The sequence below is a fragment of the Thermostichus sp. OS-CIW-20 genome (genome assembly GCF_054061455.1).
The window spans coordinates 119,483-138,982 of the sequence record NZ_JBSSEF010000003.1; the positions used below are offsets into that span (position 1 = coordinate 119,483).

The 19,500-nt window shown below is 58.6% G+C and carries 17 protein-coding genes; 7 read left to right on the forward strand and 10 right to left on the reverse strand.

Features of this window, described 5'->3' with window-relative positions; genetic code table 11:
• Window positions 1-126 precede the first annotated feature (126 nt).
• A complete protein-coding gene (locus ACVWXC_RS02390) occupies window positions 127-2,865 on the reverse strand; it encodes a valine--tRNA ligase (protein WP_457390865.1) in 2,739 nt (912 codons plus the stop codon).
• Window positions 2,866-3,364: 499 nt separating this feature from the next.
• Between ACVWXC_RS02390 and ACVWXC_RS02395 the strand changes: the two genes are divergently transcribed.
• Window positions 3,365-3,619: a hypothetical protein gene (locus ACVWXC_RS02395; protein WP_457390867.1), complete on the forward strand. Its 255-nt coding sequence runs from the start codon at window positions 3,365-3,367 to the stop codon at window positions 3,617-3,619.
• 60 nt (window positions 3,620-3,679) lie between these two features.
• Here the strand turns inward: ACVWXC_RS02395 and ACVWXC_RS02400 are convergent, their stop codons facing one another.
• The gene (locus ACVWXC_RS02400; RefSeq protein WP_457390869.1) at window positions 3,680-4,501 is read right to left on the reverse strand and encodes a phosphatidate cytidylyltransferase; all 822 of its coding nucleotides are present in this window, start codon (window positions 4,499-4,501) and stop codon (window positions 3,680-3,682) included.
• A gap of 277 nt (window positions 4,502-4,778) precedes the next feature.
• Here ACVWXC_RS02400 and pdhA point away from each other — a divergent pair, with 277 nt between their 5' ends.
• Window positions 4,779-5,780, forward strand: a complete 1,002-nt coding sequence (gene pdhA, locus ACVWXC_RS02405) for a pyruvate dehydrogenase (acetyl-transferring) E1 component subunit alpha (protein WP_457390871.1) — start codon at window positions 4,779-4,781, stop codon at window positions 5,778-5,780.
• 220 nt (window positions 5,781-6,000) lie between these two features.
• Window positions 6,001-7,581: an NAD(P)H-quinone oxidoreductase subunit 4 gene (locus ACVWXC_RS02410; RefSeq protein ID WP_457390873.1), complete on the forward strand. Its 1,581-nt coding sequence runs from the start codon at window positions 6,001-6,003 to the stop codon at window positions 7,579-7,581.
• A 194-nt stretch (window positions 7,582-7,775) separates the two neighbouring features.
• Here the strand turns inward: ACVWXC_RS02410 and ACVWXC_RS02415 are convergent, their stop codons facing one another.
• The 7 genes from ACVWXC_RS02415 to ACVWXC_RS02445 all read right to left on the reverse strand — a co-directional run bounded on the left by ACVWXC_RS02415 (window position 7,776) and on the right by ACVWXC_RS02445 (window position 11,994).
• The gene (locus ACVWXC_RS02415) at window positions 7,776-7,955 is read right to left on the reverse strand and encodes a hypothetical protein (RefSeq protein ID WP_011429425.1); all 180 of its coding nucleotides are present in this window, start codon (window positions 7,953-7,955) and stop codon (window positions 7,776-7,778) included.
• A 310-nt stretch (window positions 7,956-8,265) separates the two neighbouring features.
• Window positions 8,266-8,955, reverse strand: coding sequence for a V4R domain-containing protein (locus ACVWXC_RS02420; protein WP_457390875.1), 690 nt, complete (start codon window positions 8,953-8,955; stop codon window positions 8,266-8,268).
• A gap of 188 nt (window positions 8,956-9,143) precedes the next feature.
• Window positions 9,144-9,614: a phycobilisome protein gene (locus ACVWXC_RS02425; RefSeq protein WP_457390876.1), complete on the reverse strand. Its 471-nt coding sequence runs from the start codon at window positions 9,612-9,614 to the stop codon at window positions 9,144-9,146.
• A gap of 24 nt (window positions 9,615-9,638) precedes the next feature.
• Window positions 9,639-10,187, reverse strand: a complete 549-nt coding sequence (locus ACVWXC_RS02430) for a globin family protein (RefSeq protein ID WP_414389957.1) — start codon at window positions 10,185-10,187, stop codon at window positions 9,639-9,641.
• A gap of 63 nt (window positions 10,188-10,250) precedes the next feature.
• Window positions 10,251-10,532: a hypothetical protein gene (locus tag ACVWXC_RS02435; protein WP_414331880.1), complete on the reverse strand. Its 282-nt coding sequence runs from the start codon at window positions 10,530-10,532 to the stop codon at window positions 10,251-10,253.
• Between the two features lie 59 nt (window positions 10,533-10,591).
• Window positions 10,592-11,275, reverse strand: coding sequence for a V4R domain-containing protein (locus tag ACVWXC_RS02440; protein WP_457390878.1), 684 nt, complete (start codon window positions 11,273-11,275; stop codon window positions 10,592-10,594).
• 233 nt (window positions 11,276-11,508) lie between these two features.
• A complete protein-coding gene (locus ACVWXC_RS02445; RefSeq protein WP_414331883.1) occupies window positions 11,509-11,994 on the reverse strand; it encodes a 2Fe-2S iron-sulfur cluster-binding protein in 486 nt (161 codons plus the stop codon).
• 586 nt (window positions 11,995-12,580) lie between these two features.
• Here ACVWXC_RS02445 and ACVWXC_RS02450 point away from each other — a divergent pair.
• Window positions 12,581-13,144 (forward strand): phycobilisome rod-core linker polypeptide, encoded by a 564-nt coding sequence (locus ACVWXC_RS02450; RefSeq protein WP_457390880.1) that lies wholly within the window; start codon window positions 12,581-12,583, stop codon window positions 13,142-13,144.
• On the opposite strand, the gene ACVWXC_RS02455 is transcribed toward ACVWXC_RS02450, so the two are convergent.
• Window positions 13,108-14,118 (reverse strand): ABC transporter substrate-binding protein, encoded by a 1,011-nt coding sequence (locus ACVWXC_RS02455; protein ID WP_457390882.1) that lies wholly within the window; start codon window positions 14,116-14,118, stop codon window positions 13,108-13,110. The genes ACVWXC_RS02450 and ACVWXC_RS02455 overlap by 37 nt on opposite strands.
• A gap of 175 nt (window positions 14,119-14,293) precedes the next feature.
• On the opposite strand from ACVWXC_RS02455, the gene cobA reads away from it, so the two are divergent.
• Genes cobA through polA form a run of 3 tightly spaced genes read left to right on the forward strand, consistent with a single transcriptional unit; the run spans window position 14,294 to window position 19,494 of the window.
• Complete coding sequence (gene cobA, locus ACVWXC_RS02460) at window positions 14,294-15,802, forward strand: uroporphyrinogen-III C-methyltransferase (protein WP_457390884.1); 1,509 nt, start codon at window positions 14,294-14,296, stop codon at window positions 15,800-15,802.
• A 27-nt stretch (window positions 15,803-15,829) separates the two neighbouring features.
• Window positions 15,830-16,663, forward strand: a complete 834-nt coding sequence (gene menB, locus ACVWXC_RS02465) for a 1,4-dihydroxy-2-naphthoyl-CoA synthase (protein ID WP_457390911.1) — start codon at window positions 15,830-15,832, stop codon at window positions 16,661-16,663.
• 44 nt (window positions 16,664-16,707) lie between these two features.
• Window positions 16,708-19,494, forward strand: a complete 2,787-nt coding sequence (gene polA / locus ACVWXC_RS02470) for a DNA polymerase I (RefSeq protein ID WP_457390886.1) — start codon at window positions 16,708-16,710, stop codon at window positions 19,492-19,494.
• Window positions 19,495-19,500 lie beyond the last annotated feature (6 nt).

The following is a 19,500-nucleotide window of genomic DNA, read 5'->3' on the forward strand; positions in this document are numbered from 1 at the left end:
CACTACAACCGACAACGATCTCTTCCTCTATCCTAGCACAGAAGTAGGGGCTCGCCACTCCGATTTTTCCAAATCCTGGGAAGATTGCCTTCATCACCCCGCCGCTCTGCCTGCGCTGACGCCACCTCAGCCCAGCTTCTCCAGCCTGGATCCCAGCAATCTCATCTGGGCTTCCAGCTCCGCCAGTTGCTCCTGACTGGCTTGCACCACCTCAGGGTTGGCCCGGTTGAGAAAATTGGGGTTCTCCAGGCGGGCGCGGATCCCTTGGGCTTCTTTTTCCAGCTTGGCCAGATCTTTTTGCACCTTGGCCCGCAGCGCCTCCACATCCACCAGCCCTGCCAGGGGCACCAGCACCTGCACTGTGCCCACTACGGCAGCCGCCACCTGCTTGGGATCCCTGGCCAGGGATCCCGTGATTTCTAAGGACTCCACCTTGGCCAGCTCGCGGATGTAGGCCTGGGCGGTGGTGAGGATCCGCTGCTCGTCCGGATCGGCGGTAACCAGAAAGGCGGCGATGGTCTGATGCGGCTTAAGGCCAGCCTCTGCCCGCAGGTTGCGCAGGCTGCTGATGGTCTGGATCACCAGGCCAAACTCCCGCTCCAGTTGCGGGTTAACCCAGCTGGGGTCGGGGGTGGGATAGGGCTGGACGGAGATGGAGGTGGCTTGGTTGGCCTGGGTGAGGAGCTGCCAGACTTCTTCGGTGATATGGGGCATCCAGGGGTGCAGCAGCCGGAGGATGGTCTCCAGCACGCTGGCCAACACCTGCTGTGCCGTGCGCTTGGAGGTGGGGTCTTCCCGCCGCAGCCGCGGCTTGACCAGCTCGATGTACCAGTCACAAAAGTCATCCCAAATCAGGGAGTACAAGAGCCGCGCCCCCTCGCCCAGGCCGTAGGCTTCCAGCTCTTCAATAACCTGGGTGGCCGTGGAGTGCAGCCGCGACAGGATCCAGTGATCGGCCAGCTCCAGCGCCTCCGGAGCCGGGGATCCCAGTTGGGCGGGGGTTTGCCCCTCTAGGTTCAGCAGCACAAAGCGGGAGGCGTTCCAGATCTTGTTGGCAAAGTTGCGGGCCGCCTCGACGCTGGCGCTCTCGCCGGTCTTGCGGTCGTAGGCCAGGCGGATATCCTGGCCGGCCCCCACCACTTCTTTAACCAAAGCGTAGCGCAGGGCGTCGGTGCCGTACTTGTCCAAAAGCTCGATGGGATCGATGCCGTTGCCCTTGGACTTGGACATTTTCGCCCCGTGCTCGTCCCGCACCAGGCCGTTGATGTAGACATCTTTGAAGGGGATCTGGCCGGTAAACTGCACTCCCATCATGGCCATGCGGGCCACCCAGAAGAAGATGATGTCGAAGCCCGTAGACATCAGGGAGGTGGGGTAGTAGCGCTTGAAGTCCTCCGTCTCCTCTGGCCAGCCCAGCGTGGAAAAAGGCCACAGCGCCGAGCTAAACCAGGTGTCCAACACATCGGGATCCCGCTCCAGCCGCTCCACGTCGGGGCCGAACTTCTCCCGCGCCTTGGCCCACGCCTCTTCGGCGTTGCGGGCCACCACAAAAGCCTGCGGATCCTCAGGGAGCTGGCCGTCGATGACCGGATACCAGGCCGGGATCTGGTGCCCCCACCACAGTTGCCGCGAGATACACCAGGGGCGCAGCTTCTCCAGCCAGCCCGTGTAAACCTTGGTCCAGCGCTCCGGAATAAAGCGGGGGTTGTGGTGTTCCCGCTCCTCCTGCAAGCAGCGGGCCGCCATCCCGGAAACATCGCAAAACCACTGAATGGAGAGCAGCGGCTCAATGGGCACACCCCCGCGGTCGCTGTAGGGCACGCTGTGGGTGTACTCCTCCACCTTCTCCAGCAGGCCGTGCTCAGCAAACCACTGCACCACCTTCTCGCGGGCCACAAAGCGATCCAGGCCGGTGAAGGGATCCCCGTTCTCGTTGAGGGTGCCGTCCTTGTTGAGAATGTTGATCAAGGGCAACTGGTGGCGCCGGCCCATCTCAAAGTCGTTGGGGTCGTGGGCCGGGGTGACCTTGACGCAGCCAGACCCAAAGGTGGGATCCACATACTCGTCGGCGATGATGGGGATGAGGCGATCCTTGATGGGCAGCCGCACAAACTGGCCGATGAGATGGCGGTAGCGCTCGTCTTGGGGGTGGACCGCCACGGCTGTATCCCCCAGCATCGTCTCCGGGCGGGTGGTGGCCACCACCAGGTACTGGCCGGGATCGGCGGCCAAGGGGTAGCGGAAATGCCAGAGGTGGCCCTTGACCTCTTTGTTGTCCACCTCGATGTCGGAGACTGCTGACTGGGTGGCCGGACACCAGTTGACCAAATACTCGCCCCGATAGATCAGCCCTGCTTCGTAGAGGCGGACAAAGGCTTCCGTAACTGCCCGGCTCAGGCCCTCGTCGAGGGTAAAGCGATCCCGCATCCAGTCCAGCGACAGGCCCAGCCGCCGCAGTTGGCTTTTGATGGTGCCCTGGGATTGCTCCTTCCAGGCCCAGGCCCGCTCCAGAAAAGCCTCGCGGCCCAGCTCAAAGCGGCTCTTGCCCTCCTGGCGCAGTTGGTTTTCCAGGATGGTGTGCACGGCAATGCTGGCGTGATCCGTGCCCGGCAGCCAGAGGACGTTGTAGCCGCGCATGCGCTTGTAGCGCACCACCACATCGGGCAGGGTAAAGGCAAAGGCATGGCCCATGTGTAGGCTGCCGGTGACATTGGGCGGGGGCAGCACCATGCTGAAGGCTTCTCCCGGCGCCTTGGGATCCGCTACGTAAAACCCCTTTTCCTCCCAAAAGCGCTGCCACTTCGGCTCGGTCTCAAAGGGGTTGTACTGGCTGGGCAGGTTGGCGGAGGAAATTGCAGCAGTCATAGGGAGGATAGGCCAACGGCTGAGAAGGATGAATCACTTTGATGAATCACTTTATAGAGTAGCAGTTCAACCCTTTGCCCTTCGGGGTAGAGTGGCCCATCGGTCTTGACCCCGATCACACAGCTAGAGAGGGATTCCGAGCTAGGGTACTACCATCCTCAGCTTTGGGTACGGCGTTATGTCCAGATCATTGACGGCAACGGTACTGATGGCCCTGATGGCTCTATCCCCTGGGATCCCTGCCTTGGCGCAACAGGACTGGAAGAGATCAGAGAGAGACATCCTACTTTGTCGTGGGGAGCCTTCTGAACCAGGCTCTCTGGCAGGTTATGAAGCTTGCTTCAGTGCTCGCCTTCATCCAGATGAACAATCCTGGCCGCCTCTACTACCCCTGATAGGCCTGTATTTTACCCCGAACTCTGACTACTTTTTTTGCTTTGTAGGTGCAGGAAAGCCCGGTAGCCTGGAGGCAATTCTCGTCGGTCGAAGTGGAGAGTTCGTGTTTGGCCTAGATCGCCCTCTGGCCCCTTCTGAACTAGAAGGGGAGAACCCTTGGATTATACAGCGAAAAGCCCGCATTCTAGAGGTGGAGGGGGATCCTGGGGATCCTGTTGCCGGTTTCAGCCAACTGGTGGTTTACGACGAAACCGAGTTGAACTTGGAGGGGTTCGTGCCTGTGACTGCGCCTCCAGGATACCTCATTTCGCCGGATGAGTTTTTAGAGGCTCCCGAGTGCCAAGCCATTTTGAATTGAGGACTCCCCCACTTGTAACTGGTGTGCGTTCTTGGGTTTTGGCAGGCTTACGAGATGGCTCTACAGCCCAGAGTAAGCGTTGAGCCATTCCAGACATTCCATAAAGTAAAACACCAGCGGCCCGGTAAAGACGTAGCTATCGCCCCGATCCAAAATGCCGCCGTGGCCGGGAATGAGATCCCCGGAGTCTTTTACTCCCGCATCCCGTTTCATGAGGGACTCTGTGAGATCCCCCAGCAGGCTGGTCAACCCAATCAAAAACCCCAACACGCTGCCGCTCAGCCAGCTCCAGGGCCAGTTTAGGTAGTGGGCTCCCAGCATAGCCAGGGCCATGCTGGCTGCGATCCCGGCCACTGCCCCTTCCACCGTCTTCTTAGGGCTGAGGGTGGAGAGCTTGGTGCGCCCAAAGGCCCGACCACACAGGTAGGCCCCTACATCTGCGGCGATCACGCAGCCAATGGCCAACAGCGTAATCCATAGCCCTTCGCCAATGCCCTTGGATAAAGACAAAGCCCTGACCCGAATCCAAAAACTGGGCAGCAGAGCACAGTAAAACAGTCCCAAAATTGAGGTGGCAATATCGGCAATGGTGGCCACCTTGGGCTTAAAGAGCAAATAAAAACAGATGATGGATCCCGCCACAATAAAAGCAGGGCTGGTCCACTCGGGCTTGACCTGCTGCAAAATCACCAGCACCTGGCTGGAAAACATGGTGGTGCGCATGGCCGGCGCATTGCCCTTAGCCCGTACCAGCCGAAAGAACTCCAGTTGGGCCAGAAAGATAATCAGCCCAAGGGCTGCCGTGAAGTACCAGCCCCCTAGCAGGGTAACCGTCAGGGCAAACAGCACCGCCACGAAACCGCTAACCCAACGGGCTCCCATAGGCGCACCCCGCTATGTTGGCCAGCCGTTCCGGTTCGGGGGAGAGATCCCAGCCGCCCGAGACCCTTGCCAGGGTGCCTGCTCTTGAGGTCTTCGCCTCAGCGAGACGGAGTTCCGACTTCGACGTGGCTGCTGCAACGGCAATGCCTCCTGCCTTAATCTTCCAGTCTACCGCTGGGATCCCCCGCGATCTCCAGCTTGGCGGGATCGCAGGTGTCCCTGAGCGTGGGATAATTGAAAAACTGCAAGAACGGGTTACCCTCAATTGGATTTCAGAATGGTTCAGGAACTTACCCCTCCCGTGGCTAGTCCCCGCATCTCCGCCGAAGAGGCTCGAATGCTCTACGAAGACATGGTGCTGGGCCGCCTGTTTGAGGACAAGTGCGCCGAGATGTACTACAAGGGCAAGATGTTCGGCTTTGTGCACCTCTACAACGGGCAGGAGGCTGTGTCCACGGGGGTGATCAAGGCGCTCAAGCCCACCGACTATATCTGCAGCACCTACCGGGATCACGTGCATGCCCTCAGCGCTGGGATCCCGCCGCGAGCGGTGATGGCGGAGCTCTTCGGCAAGGCCACTGGCTGCAGCAAGGGTCGGGGCGGCTCCATGCATCTGTTTTCGGCAGAGCACAACTTTTTGGGGGGCTATGCCTTTGTGGCCGAAGGGATCCCTGTGGCTACAGGGGCAGCGTTTTCGGCCAAGTACCGCGGCACTGACCAGGTAACCGTCTGCTTTTTTGGGGATGGGGCCTGCAACAACGGCCAATTTTACGAATGTCTCAACATGGCCGCCCTCTGGAAGTTGCCTATCGTCTACGTGGTGGAGAACAACTTTTGGGCTATTGGCATGGCCCACAGGCGTGCCACTTCGGTAACCGACATCTACCTCAAGGGCCCCGCCTTTGGCATGCCTGGCTACCAAGTAGACGGCATGGACGTGCTGGCGGTGCGGGAGGCAGCCCAGCAGGCCATTGCCCGTGCCCGCGCCGGGGAAGGCCCCACCTTGCTGGAGTGCCTCACCTATCGCTTCCGCGGCCACTCTTTGGCCGACCCCGACGAGCTGCGCAGCCCGGAAGAAAAAGAATTCTGGCGGCAGCGGGATCCCATCAAACGACTGGAGCGCTACGCCTTGGAACACAACTTGATGACTGAAGCGGACTTCCAGGCCATTCAGGAAAAGGTGAGCGCCGTGATTGAGGATGCTGTCCTTTTCGCGCTGGAAAGCCCTGAGCCTACCCTGGACGAGTTGCACCGCTTCGTTTTCGCTGAAGACGAGTAGATCCTGCTTGGTTCCCAGTGTCGAGGGAGTGCGGGGGCCCAACTCCGCGCAACTTTCCACCCGGGCTGCCATCGCCGCTCCCTTGGCAATCCTCCCGGCTTAGCCTCAGAGAAACCTTCTCCAGATCTGCGCAAGAGCGCAGATCTGTAAAAATCGCTTTCCATTTGTTTACATAGCTTTATATCATTGGGGTATCGAGCATGAGTATTTATTCCCGGTCATGAGCAATTCTCTTGAGTTTCCCTGGCTGTCGGCCCTGGTGCTCTTGCCGCTGCTGGCAGCCTTTGGGATCCCCTTGATCCCCCAGAGCCGTTGGGTGCGTTGGTATGCCCTCGCTGTGGGGGCTTTTGATTTGGGCCTGATGGTCTATGTCTTTGCGCGGCACTATGACCTGCAGGACTTTTCTCTGCAACTGGCAGAGCGCTACGCCTGGGTGCCCCAGATCGGGTTCCACTGGTCGCTGGCGGTGGATGGCCTCTCCTTCCCGCTGGTGCTGCTGTCGGGCTTGATTACGACTTTGGCGATCGTGGCGGCTTGGAATCTCACCCACAAGCCGCGTTTGTTTTTCTTCCTGCTGCTGCTGATGTACGGCGCCCAGGTGGGCGTGTTCTTGGCGCAGGATCTGCTCCTGTTTTTCTTGATGTGGGAGATCGAGCTGGTGCCCGTTTATCTCCTGATTGCCATCTGGGGTGGGCCACAGCGCCAGTACGCCGCCACCAAGTTTATCCTCTACACCGCTGCCGCCTCTATTTTCATTCTGGTGGGATCCCTGGCGATGGCCTTTGGCAGCGAGGGCTTTAGCTTGGAGATGGCAGAGCTGGGGGCCAAGTCCTATCCGCTGGCTCTCCAGATCTTGGCGTATGCAGCTTTCCTAATTGCCTTTGGGGTGAAGCTGCCGGTCTTTCCGCTGCACACCTGGCTGCCGGATGCTCATAGCGAAGCCTCGGCGCCCATTTCCATGATCCTGGCCGGGGTGCTGCTCAAGATGGGGAGCTACGGCCTGATCCGCCTAAACGTGGGCATCTTGTCGGAGGCGCATGTGTACTTCGCGCCAGTGCTGGCGGTGCTGGGGGCAGTGAACATCGTCTACGGAGCCCTGGCCGCCCTGGGGCAAAACTACCTCAAGCGGCGCTTGGCCTATTCCTCCATTGCCCATATGGGCTTTGTCTTGATCGGCATTGCCGCTTTTACGGAGCTAGGTCTCAACGGCGCCCTCTTGCAGATGATCTCCCACGGTCTGATCGCTGCGGTTTTGTTCTTCCTGACGGGGATCACCTACGAGCGCACCCACACCCTTGCCCTCGACAAGTTGGGCGGGTTGGCTAAGCAAATGCCGAAGGCCTTTGCCCTGTTTACAGCAGGATCCCTGGCCTCGTTGGCGCTACCCGGAATGAGCGGATTTGTGGGCGAGCTGACGGTGTTCTTGGGCTTGATCACCAGCGATGCCTATGCGCCGACCTTCAAGGCAGGAATTGCTCTGCTGGCGGCAGTGGGCATTATTCTGACGCCCATTTACTTGCTCTCTATGCTGCGGCAGGTGTTCTATGGGGCTCAGGATCCCGGCTTGGTGTTGGAAGACTACCTGGGGGATCTGCGCCCGCGAGAAATGGCGGTGGCTCTCTGTCTGCTGTTGCCGATTCTCGGCATTGGCCTCTACCCGCGGCTGGCTACCCAAACCTACGACGTTACAACGGTGGCGGTAGCCGCTCAGTTGCGCAGTGCCCTGCCGACGGAAATTGTGCAACGGCCCCTCCTGCCGGTGCAACCGGCTCAGGTGGCGGCTTTGCCCCCGACAGATTAGGGAGCATCGGGATCCCCGCTTCTCTCTATTGGTCTCGCCTTGAACGGAAGAGCTGTTGCTTGAGAAGTTGCTTACCTCAAGTTTCAGCTCTTCTTTTGTTTTTTTAGCTTGCTTTAACTTTCGAGTTGGACTCGTGAGTGAGGATGTTTTGGGCTGGAATTCCCTTCTAACCGACTCTCCTTGGGCTGTCAATCCTAGCGAGGATCAGAATGAATGGAGTTGTGCTCGCTCAGATTGAGCTGCACCACCAGCCACCAAAGGGTAACGTCGGAGTAAGTTGCCCGCCGCTTCAGCCGGGAAATGGAATGAACCGGATTTTGGCTGTCGATCATCCACTCCGAAGCGATGATTTGGCTCCGTTGCTGAGCATTCATTGCCTCTCCCCCTTCGCAACTGCTCAAGACTTGGAATAGCTAATATTTAGGATGGCGAATTTGTAGGGGAGCGTGTGAAAAAATATATTACGCAGGGATCCCTAAGGACAGCTAACTTTCTTAGCAATTGGGATCTCGACGGCTGCTCAGTTGAGGACCTACTGGCCGAGGAGCCCAAAAAACTTTGCAAAAGATGAAAGATTGAGCAGGGAGATTTGTCTTTGTCTTTACAAGTCTTAAGACCCAGAAAAATTCAATTCTCTCCTTCTCTGCCAGCCTGGAAACATGGGTCTTCAGCAGGGATCCCTCCCTAGGAACCGGCGGCCAGCCGATCCCAAATCTCCTCGTGGGAGAGGCCTTTGCGCACCCATTCTTCACAATTGTGCAGGCGCTGGGCGGTGCCGATGAGGAAGCGGTTGAGGTCGGCCCCCAGGGACTCGCAGGTGGTCTGCACACAGACTAGATCCCGTTCCGAGAGCAAGGAGAAGAGGCCGGCCAGCATGCCCGCCTCCAGATGGCCAGCCGGCTCCCGCCGCGCAGACAGTTCCTCCGGCCTAAGGCTGGCACGAGCAGCCAGGGCAAAGCCGGAGTTGCGGATCTTGGCTTGAACCAGGCCGCGGTCGGCGGCGGAAAAATCCAGCTCCAGGCGTCCCCAGCCGTGGGTAGCCCAGAGATCGCTGAGGGCATCCAGGAAGATCCCCATCGGCAATTCCTGCAGCGGCTGCTGGTAGTAGCCGGAAAGCTCGTCTTCAACACGGCGGAAAAATGCCTCTCCCCAATCGCGGCCACAGTTGTAGAGAATGACGCGGGTGGCTTGGCCAGTTTCATAGCGCAGGCCGGAGTAGAGAGCTTCCAGCAGGGGCATGGGAAAGGCCGCCAAGCGGTATCCTCCGCGGCTGTAGAGCAGGCCGCTGTGGATGTCGGGGCGGATGTAGTAGGCAGGGCTGAAGCAGTGTCCGGGCAAGATCTGGTCTTGCAGAATCTCTTGCAGGGAGATCATGGCTATTCTCGCAGTCAGGTGGACAAGAGGGCGGGGATGGATAGATTGGGGAGCGGCTGGAATTTTTGGCGTGAGGGAATGAATGATTAAGGAGTGAGCTGTATAAGCTGTATACAGTAAATCGGGAGAAGGAGGTCGCTATCGGAGGGCGCAGGGAACTTTGGTGAATAGATTGAGGGCGAATGGACTCAGTTAACCAGCATGGATTTGGCCAAAAGCAGATAAGGGCGGATCATCTCGCTCTCTTCTGCCCCAAAGATGTAGGTCAGGGAGTCGAGCATTAACTTGTAGGCAGGCTGGCATTGGTCGCGCATCTTGAACGATTTCAGGATCGTCTCCAGCCAGTAGAGCAATTTATCCCTCAGGTAGTCTTCGTCGTTGAGCAGCATGGCCATGCAGCAGTAGCGCCACACCATGCTCAGATCCCGGCGGCAGCGCTCCCAGGCCAGGTGACCATGCTGGCGGGTCAAATTCGGCATCATCGGCTGAAACTTCTCCATCACCCGATCCAGCAACTCTTGTTCTTTGGCCTGCAGAACCTGGTAAAGGCGTACCCGCCTCGGGATCCCTTCCACGTAGGCGTGTAGAGTTTTCAACTCATCTGGGCGCAGATAGCGGCCCTCACTTTGGTGCATCAGCTCGGCAACCCTTGAATTCATAGATAGAGCCTCCTTCAGTGGGCTTCACACAAACATTTCCGCCAAGGTGAGAGCCCTCTCCGGCGGAACTGTGGGCAGGTCAACCTCCATCTCAGAAGAAGAAGGGGAAGGAGATTGGGCCTGAGAAGTGGCGCAGACAGTCTGCAGCTCTTGCCAGTAGGGGGCAAGCAACCCCTGCTGATCCGCCGGCAGGGATCCCTGAACCACTGCCCGTAGCTGAGCGAGCGCTTGCGGCAACCCTAGGTACTGTTCCATCGCACCAAGAGTTACCTGCTGCACAGGGGTGGGATCCCCCAGCAACAGACTCAGGCCCAGGGAGCGCAAACAAAAGGCCAATTGACGAGCCAAGAGGCGCTGAGATGGTGTCAGAGGGGACTCTGTTCCACCGCTGTGCCCCTGCTGTTGCAAAACCTTTTGGATCCAGGTCAGCTCTTGCTGTTGTAAGACTTGGTAGAGCTCCAGCCGTTCTTGAAAAGAGAGAGAGTAGCGAATCAGGTCTTGCAGATCGTCGGGTGTTAAGTAATCCCCTTCTCGCTCGGCAATGCGCTCCGGCCAAGAGTGAAGGTCATCCATGGGTGAAGTCTCCTTAGAGCACGAATCGAGAGAGCACAACTGAGAGCCCTGAACAAACCAGAGCTAGAGCAAAGCTCCGCCAAACAAAGCGGCAAAATCCTCAAGGGTAAAGGGATCCTCTGCCGGCAATTCCGGCAGCGGCTCTGAGCGTGGGCAGATGCCCGACCAATTGAAGCCGGCAAAAAACTGTCCCACCGATTGGGCAAAAAGCATGGGGGACTGCGGCGGCGGCTCTTGAGCAAAGGGAGCCTTGGCTGGGGGTCGATTATCCCAGTTCAACCCCTGCAAAAAGACCGCCAGCGGCTGGGTTAAGTCCAGATCGGTGTCTAAGTTGAAGGTGACCATGGGCGTTTCTCCAAAGTGTCGAGGGATCCCAGAGAGCCTTCAAAAGCCACAAGCAAGCCTCACAACTGGTGCAAACGCTGCTCGATCTCGCGGGCGCTGGCCCCTTCGGTGATCCAAAAATTGGCGGCATCAATGCGTTCTTGCCCGCCCAACAGGAATTTGCAGTAGGTTTCCCCCATGGCGTAGCACTGGATCTCAATGCAGCCCAGTTCTCGCGAGGTCATGGCGGTGAAAAATCCGGCAAACAAACCGGCATAGAGATGGCAAACCGGCTTGCCCACATCCCCTAGGGTGCGAGCCACCATCGAGTCAAACAAGTTGATAAACAGGAAGCCTTTTTGTTTGGATTCGGTTTCCACCTCCCACTTGCCCCAGCCCTGAGCCGTAAAAGGCCACCACCAAGTCTCCAGCAAAAACAAAAGGTTGGACTGTTTTACGCCAATCCCATACTCCCGCTCGTACCACTCGGAGAAGTGCTTGGCATCGCGGATGCCCCAATCTCTGCCAATCGTGTACATCACCGCCGCCGAAGCATCCCCCACCTCCCGTTCCAAGCCTGTTTGCAGGCCCACAATAAAGTCTTCGCTGAGCAGGAGATTTTGCGTGTTGTTCCAGTCGATGATCGTGCCCTGATCTCGGTTGAAGCGGAAGAAATCGCGGTAACTGTAGTGGGCATGCTTGTCGCGGCCCACAGGCAGGGTGACTGCAGGACGGGGATCCGGTCGAGATGGAGTGGTGACCATGGTGCTCTCCTGATAAAAAATGGATAATTTTAGATTGCAAAGCAACAGGATTTGGTGGGATTTGTAGGGATCAACTGGGCCAGATAATGCCAATGAGTCAACAAAATGAATGGCTAAGCATTCGATAAACTTGGTCAGCTATCTGAGGGATCCAACATTGTTCAACTCTTTTTTTGATTGTTTATAAAACAACACCTGCCGAGCCCAAGGGATCCCTGAATATCGACAATCCATCAAACTTCCCGAGTTTGGGCCAGCGTATTGCCAATGATGCGGAAGTCCTCATTTTCTAGCTGCTTAACAGTAGAGCGAGTGATGATCTTGCCCTGCTCCACCAAAACCTTCCCCGTCCGTGGGTGCAGCAGGTCTTGTTCGGCCCGCCGACCGATGAGCACTTCGATATCCCTCAGCGAGTTCACGTACATCCCCGGCGGCAGCTCCACCACCACGCCATCGGAAACCACCCGCGCCTGACAGGCCAGCCGGGAATTGCTGCGGGCGCTGGTAATAGTCTCCAGAGTCTTGGCCTCGCGGGGGGTGATGGGAGTGAGGCTTTCCATTCCCTCTTTGACGTAAACATGACAGGTGGCGCAGAGGCCGCGACCGTTACATTCCCGCGAAACCTGCAGCTCCTCCGACAAAATGGCCGACAGCAGATTGCTGTAGGTATCGACCTCCGAGACACGAGATAAAGGCTCTAGCCGGATTTGTTTAACCATAGACGGGATCCACATTAAGGGCAGACAAAAAACCCCGGCGGGCAGGATCTACTGCATAAGCAACGCAAACCAATCACAAAAATTGATTGATCCCTTCCCCTGCAGCCCCCTTGCAGGTCTACAGCAACACCTGAGTCCCCAGTCAATCAAACCAGAGCACTTCACCAGAGCACTTCAAATGATGAGCCCTGCACCTGTGACCCTGGGAGAGGCTGCATTCTTTACTTAACTTATATTCTGGATCTGGAGCAGGTTATTCTGGATGGAAGTGTCATAATACTTAACTACGAATAAACACGGAATTTTTTTTATCGGCTAGAAAGTTACAAAGTGAAATCACGTAAATTGGAGAAAATGACAATCCTTTCGTAAATATTTATCGCAGATCTCCCCCGGTCGTTCTGTCGGCAAGGTAAATCTTAAGTAGAACCTTCACGGTCTTTTATTGGCAATTTTGTTACAGAAGGATGTGCTGAAGTTTGCCGTAAAAGCGTATTGAGCCATTCGCTACTCTCTTGGCCATTTCTTTAAAGTAGCCCCTCGTTTTGTCTGTTTTTGTCAGTTCTGTCGATTGGGAGCTATTGCCATGGAACCACGCCAGCGGGATCCGCAAACGTTGCAAAACCTGTTGCGGGCCGCCTATCAGCAGCTTTTGGAACGCCAGCCCTACCAGCACGAGAAAACAGGAGAGCTGGAGAAAATCGAGCAGGACTTCTTGCGGGGGCGGATCGGGATTAAGCGCTTGGTTCGCCAGATTGGGGGATCCCGGCTCTACCGGCAACTCTTTTTCAGTGCCGGCTGCAACACCCGCTGTGTGGAGCAGGCTTTTAAGCACTTTTTGGGACGGGCGCCGGCCAGCAGGGAGGAGGTGGCGGCCTATCACAACATTCTGGTGCGCCAGGGCTTTCAAGCCATGGTCAATGCCTTTATCGACTCGGAGGAATACCGCCGCACGTTTGGCAACGACCGTCTGCCCCACCCGCGGCAGCGACTGAGCGGCTACCCGCCTCTGGCCTACCTGCTGACAGAGCAGATGCACCGGCGCCATGAGCTGGCGATGCAGGGATCGCCGCGGCTGCAGAGCTTGGCGGTGATGGAGGGAGGTGGGATCCCTCAGGCGGTGGGGCCGGGGAGAAAGTCGAGGCTGTAGGCCTGGCGGACATTCAGGCCAGCTTCGACAATTCCCAGGGCAACCATTTCCTGAAAATAGGTCTGCCAGCGCTGGTGGGTCATGGCGCCGATCCCCAGGGTGGCGGCGTCGCCGCCGGTGAGGAGGTTGTAGTCTTGCAGGGCTTGGTGGGCATAGGCCAGAAGGGCCTCGCTCATGTTGGGGTTGTCCTGGCGGATGAGGCGGTTGCCGGGGCGGGGATCCTCCAGGTAGCTCTGCCAGCCCTGGATGGAGGCGGCCACAAATTTTCGCACCTCCTCAGGGTGTCGTTCGGCAAAGGGGCGGGTGGTCTCCAGGGTGGTAGCATAAGGGGAATAGCCGTAGTCGGCCAGCAGGAAGACTACCGGATCAAAGCCGCCCTCCTGGCGCACGCGGAAGGGCTCGGAGGTGACATAGCCCTGCTGGGCAGAGGATTTGTCCAGCAGGAAGGGGGTGAGGCTGAAGTTGTAGGGGCGCTTTTGCTCGTCGGTAAAGCCAAACTTGGCCCGCAAGAAAGGCCAGTAGGTGAGGTTGGCCCCTGGAGAGACCCAGATGGGCTTGCCCCGCAGGTCTTCTAGGCGCTCGATGCCCACCCCCGGATGGGCCAAAAGACACTGGGGATCCTTCTGGAAAAAGGCGGCCACGGTGAGCACCGGGATCCCTGACTGCAGAGCCGCTAGGGCCTCGGGGCTGCCGCCGAGGACAAAGTCTGCCGCTCCCCCGGCCAGCAGTTGCAACACGTTAACCGCCGTTCCCCCCATGCGGATTTCCACCTGCAGGCCATAGTCGGCGTAGATGCCTAGGGCCAGGGCCTGGTAGAAGCCGCCGTGTTCGGCCTGGGCGTACCAGTTGGTGACCAGTCGCAAGGGCCGGGATCTGGCCGAAGAGGGGCGGGAGCCCGCTCCTACTGCTAGCAGAGCAGCTCCACTGGCCAAAAAACGCCGCCGCGGCCAAGGCTCTGGAGTTACACCGGACATAGGCAGGGATCCTCAGGCGGCCACGCTTTCAGTATCTCGCAAGTAGACCAGTTTTTCCTCAGGCTGGCCACCCCTTGGAAGAGGAGCTGTTGGGAGGCGTCTTCGATTTATATTTGCAAAGCAAGCGGGATCCCCTTCTTACAAGGGGCAAGATCGACATTCCAAGGGGTAGGGCATGGGCAAGGTGTATCTAGTGGGGGCAGGGCTGGGCGGGCGGGCGGGCCTGACGCAGGGAGCACTGGAGATCCTACGGCAGGCTGAGGCTATCTGGATCGACGAGCTGGTGGATGAGCGCTTGTTGGCAGAGTTGCCGCCGCAGGCGCAGGTGTGGCGACGCTCTGGGCCAGGAAGCCTCCAGGAGGGCATCCACTGGCTCATCCAGCGCTGCCGAGAAGGCAAACAGGTGGTTCACCTCAAGTCAGGGGATCCCTTGATCTTTGGCCGTGCCCGCGAGGAGGTGCAGGCCCTGCGGGAGGCGGGCTGCCCGTTTGAGATCTGGCCAGGTCTATCTTCGGCCTTGGCCGGCCCCCTGTGGGCGGGGATCCCGTTGACCGATAAACACCTGAGCCGCGCCTTTGCCGTGCTGACTGCCCATGAGCTGGAGGCTCTGCCCTGGGGCGCTCTGGCCCAGTTGGATACGCTGGTGATTTTGATGGGATCCCGGCAGCGGCAGCAGATTGCGGCCCAGTTGATGGCAGCGGGGATCCCGCCGGAGCGAGCGGCGGCCCTGATCTGGGGGGCGGGGCAGGCGGAGCAGCGGGTTTGGGTGGGCACCTTGGCGGAGCTGCAGCAGGGGGAAGGGGTAGAGCCGGAGGCTGGGGAAAGGTTGCCGGGGCTATTGATAGTGGGCGAGGTGGTGCGGCTGCGGCAGGAATTTTTGCTGGGGATCCCACCGTTGCCGCCACCGGCTCCTTTGGCAGGCAAGACGGTGCTGGTCACCCGTGCTGAGGGGCAGTCGCCGGCTTTTCGCGAGCTGCTGCGGGCTCAGGGGGCGCGGGTGTTGGAGATGCCTGCCCTGGTGATCCAGCCTTCTAGCAGTTGGGATCCCCTGGACACCGCCATTGCCAACTTGCAACAGTTCAACTGGCTGCTGCTGACTTCGGCCAATGGGGTGCAGGCTTTTTTCGAGCGGCTGCAGCAGCAGGGGCGAGATAGCCGGGCGCTCCACTCCCTGCAAGTGGCGGTGGTGGGATCCAAAACGGCGGCGGTGCTGGCTCAGTATGGCATCCGCCCAGATTTGATGCCTTCCGAGTTTGTGGCCGAAGCCTTGCTGCCCATTTGGCCGGAGCCGGTGCAGGGGCAGCGCATCCTCTTTCCCCGCGTCGAATCTGGAGGCCGGGAGGAGCTGGTGCAGGGGCTGCGGCAACGCGGAGCCGAGGTGGTGGAGGTGGCCGCCTACCAGTCGGCCTGTCCGACAGCGGCGGATCCCCAGGTGGTGGAGGCTCTCAAAGATCGCCAGGTGGATATCCTCACCTTTGCCAGCTCCAAAACGGTGCAGCATTTTGCCCATCTCCTACGCCAGGCAGGGCTAGGCCCTGAGGTCTGGGATCCGCCGGTGCAGATTGCGGCCATCGGCCCCAAAACGGCGGCAACCTGCAGGCAGATCTTGGGGCGGGTAGATGTGGTGGCCCAGGAGTACACCCTGGAAGGGCTGGTGGGATCCCTCCTGCAGACTGTCCCCTAGCGGGATAATGGGAGGGCAGTTGGGACGCTGGACACCATGTGGCAGACGGCCAAGCTCTACGAAGACATTCTCTACGAGAAGACCGACGGCATTGCCAAGATCACCATCAACCGGCCCCACAAGCGCAATGCCTTCCGCCCCAAGACCATCGTCGAAATGATTGATGCCTTTCTGGACGCGCGGGAGGATCCCAAGATTGGAGTCGTGCTCTTGACGGGCGCCGGGCCCCACACGGACGGAAAATATGCCTTCTGCGCCGGCGGGGATCAGAGCGTGCGGGGAGAGGCCGGCTACCTGGATGAGGCCGGGGTTCCGCGTCTTAACGTCTTGGATCTCCAGCGCATCATCCGCTCCCTGCCCAAGGTGGTGATTGCCCTAGTGGCCGGCTACGCCATTGGTGGGGGCAATGTTTTGCATCTCATCTGCGACCTGACCATCGCTGCTGACAACGCCATCTTTGGCCAGGCCGGGCCACGGGTGGGCAGCTTTGACGGCGGCTTTGGGGCCAGCTACCTGGCGCGGGTGGTGGGCCAGAAGAAAGCGCGCGAAATCTGGTTTCTTTGCCGCCAGTACACCGCAGCGCAAGCCCTGGAGATGGGCCTGGTCAATGCGGTGGTGCCGGTGGAGGAACTGGAAGCCGAAGGGATCCGCTGGGCGCGGGAGATCCTCCAACACAGTCCTCTGGCCATCCGCTGCCTCAAGGCTGCTTTCAACGCCGATTGCGACGGCCAGATGGGACTGCAGGAGCTGGCGGGAGACGCGACGCTCTTGTATTACATGACCGAGGAAGCTGCCGAGGGCAGACGCGCTTTTTTGGAGAAGCGTCCTCCCAACTTTCGCCAGTTTCCCTGGCGGCCCTAGGGGGCAGCAAACGATAGGCTGGACTCAGTTGTTGGTCTTGGCCGATGGCTTCCCACCCTCAGACGCTCCTTTTGGTCGATGGCCACTCCCTGGCCTACCGCTCTTTTTACGCCTTTGCCCATAGCCGCGAGGGAGGCTTGCGCACCTCCACCGGGATCCCGACCAGTGTCAGCTTTGGCTTTTTGAAATCGCTACTGGAGGTCTTGGAGAAATACCCCCCCACCCACATAGCTGTTGCCTTTGATACCCGGCAGCCCACCTTTCGCCACGAGGCCGATGAAACCTACAAAGCAGGCCGTCCGGAAACGCCGCCGGAGTTTATTGAGGATGTGGAAAACCTCAGGCAGGTGTTGGCGGCACTGCGCATTCCAATTTTGGCAGTGCCCGGCTTTGAGGCTGACGACGTTCTGGGTACGCTCTGCAGGCTTGCCCCCCAAGAGTATCGGGTGCAGATCTTAAGCGGCGACCAGGATCTCTTTCAGTTGATTGACCCCGAGGGAAGAATTCGGGTTCTGCACCTCAACAGCAAAGATCGCGTCAGCGGATTTGGCCCCCAAGAGGTCAAAGAGAAATTGGGCATCTGGCCTTGGCAGGTGGTCGACTACAAAGCCCTCTGTGGTGACCCCTCCGACAACATTCCCGGCGTCAAGGGGATCGGCCCCAAGCGAGCGGCAGAGCTCTTGCAGCGCTACGGCAGCTTGGAGGAGATTTTCAACCATCTGGAGGAGATCCCTGGCAAAGTCCAGCAGTACCTCAAGGAAGGGATCCCAGCAGCCCAGCACTCCCAATTTCTGGCTCGAATTCACTGCGATGTCCCCCTTTCGCCTGACTGGGAGAGCATGAGGTTAACTGGGTTTGACCCAGAGGAAGTGCTGCCGCTGCTGCAGAAATTGGAGTTTCGCAGTTTCATTGCTCAAGTGCGCCAACTGCAGGCCACTTTGGGCGGGATCCCAGCCCAAGCCTCTCAAGCAAGGACAACTTCAAAGGATGGCTCTACCTACGACGAGTCTCTTTGGTTTGATTTTCCCGCTGCTCCCGCTCCCTCTTTGCCAGCAGTGTGCATCGTGGATACAGCGGAGAAATTGGAGCTGTTGCGGCAGGAGCTGTTGGCCTGTTCCGGGATCGTAGCCTGGGACACAGAAACCACGAGTCTGGATCCCCGCGACGCCCAACTGGTGGGGATTGGCTGCTGCTGGTCAGAACGGGATGTTGCCTATTTGCCCCTTGGCCATCGCCAGGGATCCAACTTGGACTGGGACCTGGTCAAACAGAGCCTACAGCCCATTTGGGAGGATCCCAATCGGCCCAAAAGCCTGCAAAACTGCAAGTATGATCTCAGCATTTTTCGCGCCCATAGCATCCGCCTGCAAGGGATCCAATTTGATCCCATGCTGGCCAGCTACGTTCTCAATCCAGAGGCCAGCCACAACTTGGCCGACTTGGCAGCTAGCTATTTAAATTTGCCCACCACCAGCTACGAAAAGTTGCTGGGCAAAGCAGAGTCCCTCGCCGATCTGCCCATTGCCAAAGTGGCAGAATACTGCGGCACCGATGCCTACTGCGCCTATCGTTTGGTGCCCATCCTCACCGAAAAGCTGCAACAGACTGACCCACGCCTCTGGAATCTTTTTGTCCAAGTGGAGTTGCCTTTGGCCCATGTTTTGGAAGAAATGGAGTGGGTCGGCATCCGCATCGACACTGAGTTTCTTCGGCAGTTTTCCCAGGAACTGGAGAAAGAGCTGCAGACTCTGGAGCAGAAAGCCTACGCCCAAGCAGGCGAGGTTTTTAACCTCAACTCTCCCAAGCAACTGGGATCCCTGCTTTTTGAAAAGCTAAAGCTAGATATCCGAAAAACTCGCAAGACAGCCACCGGCTACTCCACCGATGCTTCGGTTTTGGAGAAGCTGGAAGGAGATCACCCAGTTGTTGAAACGATTCTCCAGTACCGCACTCTGGCCAAGCTCAAATCCACCTATGTGGACGCGCTGCCAGCTCTGGTAAGACGCGACACAGGCAGGGTGCACACCAACTTCAACCAGACTGTTACCGCTACTGGCCGACTCAGCTCCTCCAGCCCCAACCTGCAAAATATCCCCATCCGCAGCGAGTTCAGCCGCCGCATTCGCCAGGCCTTCATTCCCCAGGAGGGGTGGTTGTTGGCCTCAGCTGACTACTCGCAAATTGAGCTGCGCATCCTGGCCCACCTCAGCCAAGAGCCAACCCTCATCGAGTGCTTTCACTCTGGGGAAGATGTGCATACCCTTACCGCTCGCTTGCTCTTTGAAAAACAAGAAGTAACCAGCGAAGAACGCCGCCTGGCCAAGACGATTAACTATGGGGTGATCTACGGCATGGGGGCGCAGCGTTTTGCCCGAACTGCCGGCGTCTCTCTAGCGGAGGCGAAGGAATTTTTGCGGCGATTTAACGAGCGCTACGCCGGCGTTTTTGCCTATCTCCGCGCCACCGAAGCCTTTGTGGAAAAGCACGGCTATGTGGAAACCCTTTTAGGCCGCCGTCGCTATTTTCCCAATTTGTCTCAGCTATCCGGCCATCGCAAACAGGCCGAGCTGCGGGCTGCCGTGAACGCCCCCATCCAGGGATCCGCCTCAGACATCATCAAAGTGGCCATGGTGCGCTTGCAGGAAAAGCTGCAGCATTTTCGCTCGCGTTTGCTTTTGCAAGTTCACGACGAGCTGGTGTTTGAAGTAGAGCCCTCCGAATGGCAGGACTTACGGCCCCTCATTCAAAGAGAAATGGAAGAGGCAGTGCCCCTTTCCATACCGCTGGTGGTGGACATTCAAATTGGCCACAACTGGAAGGAGGCCAACTAAGGGATC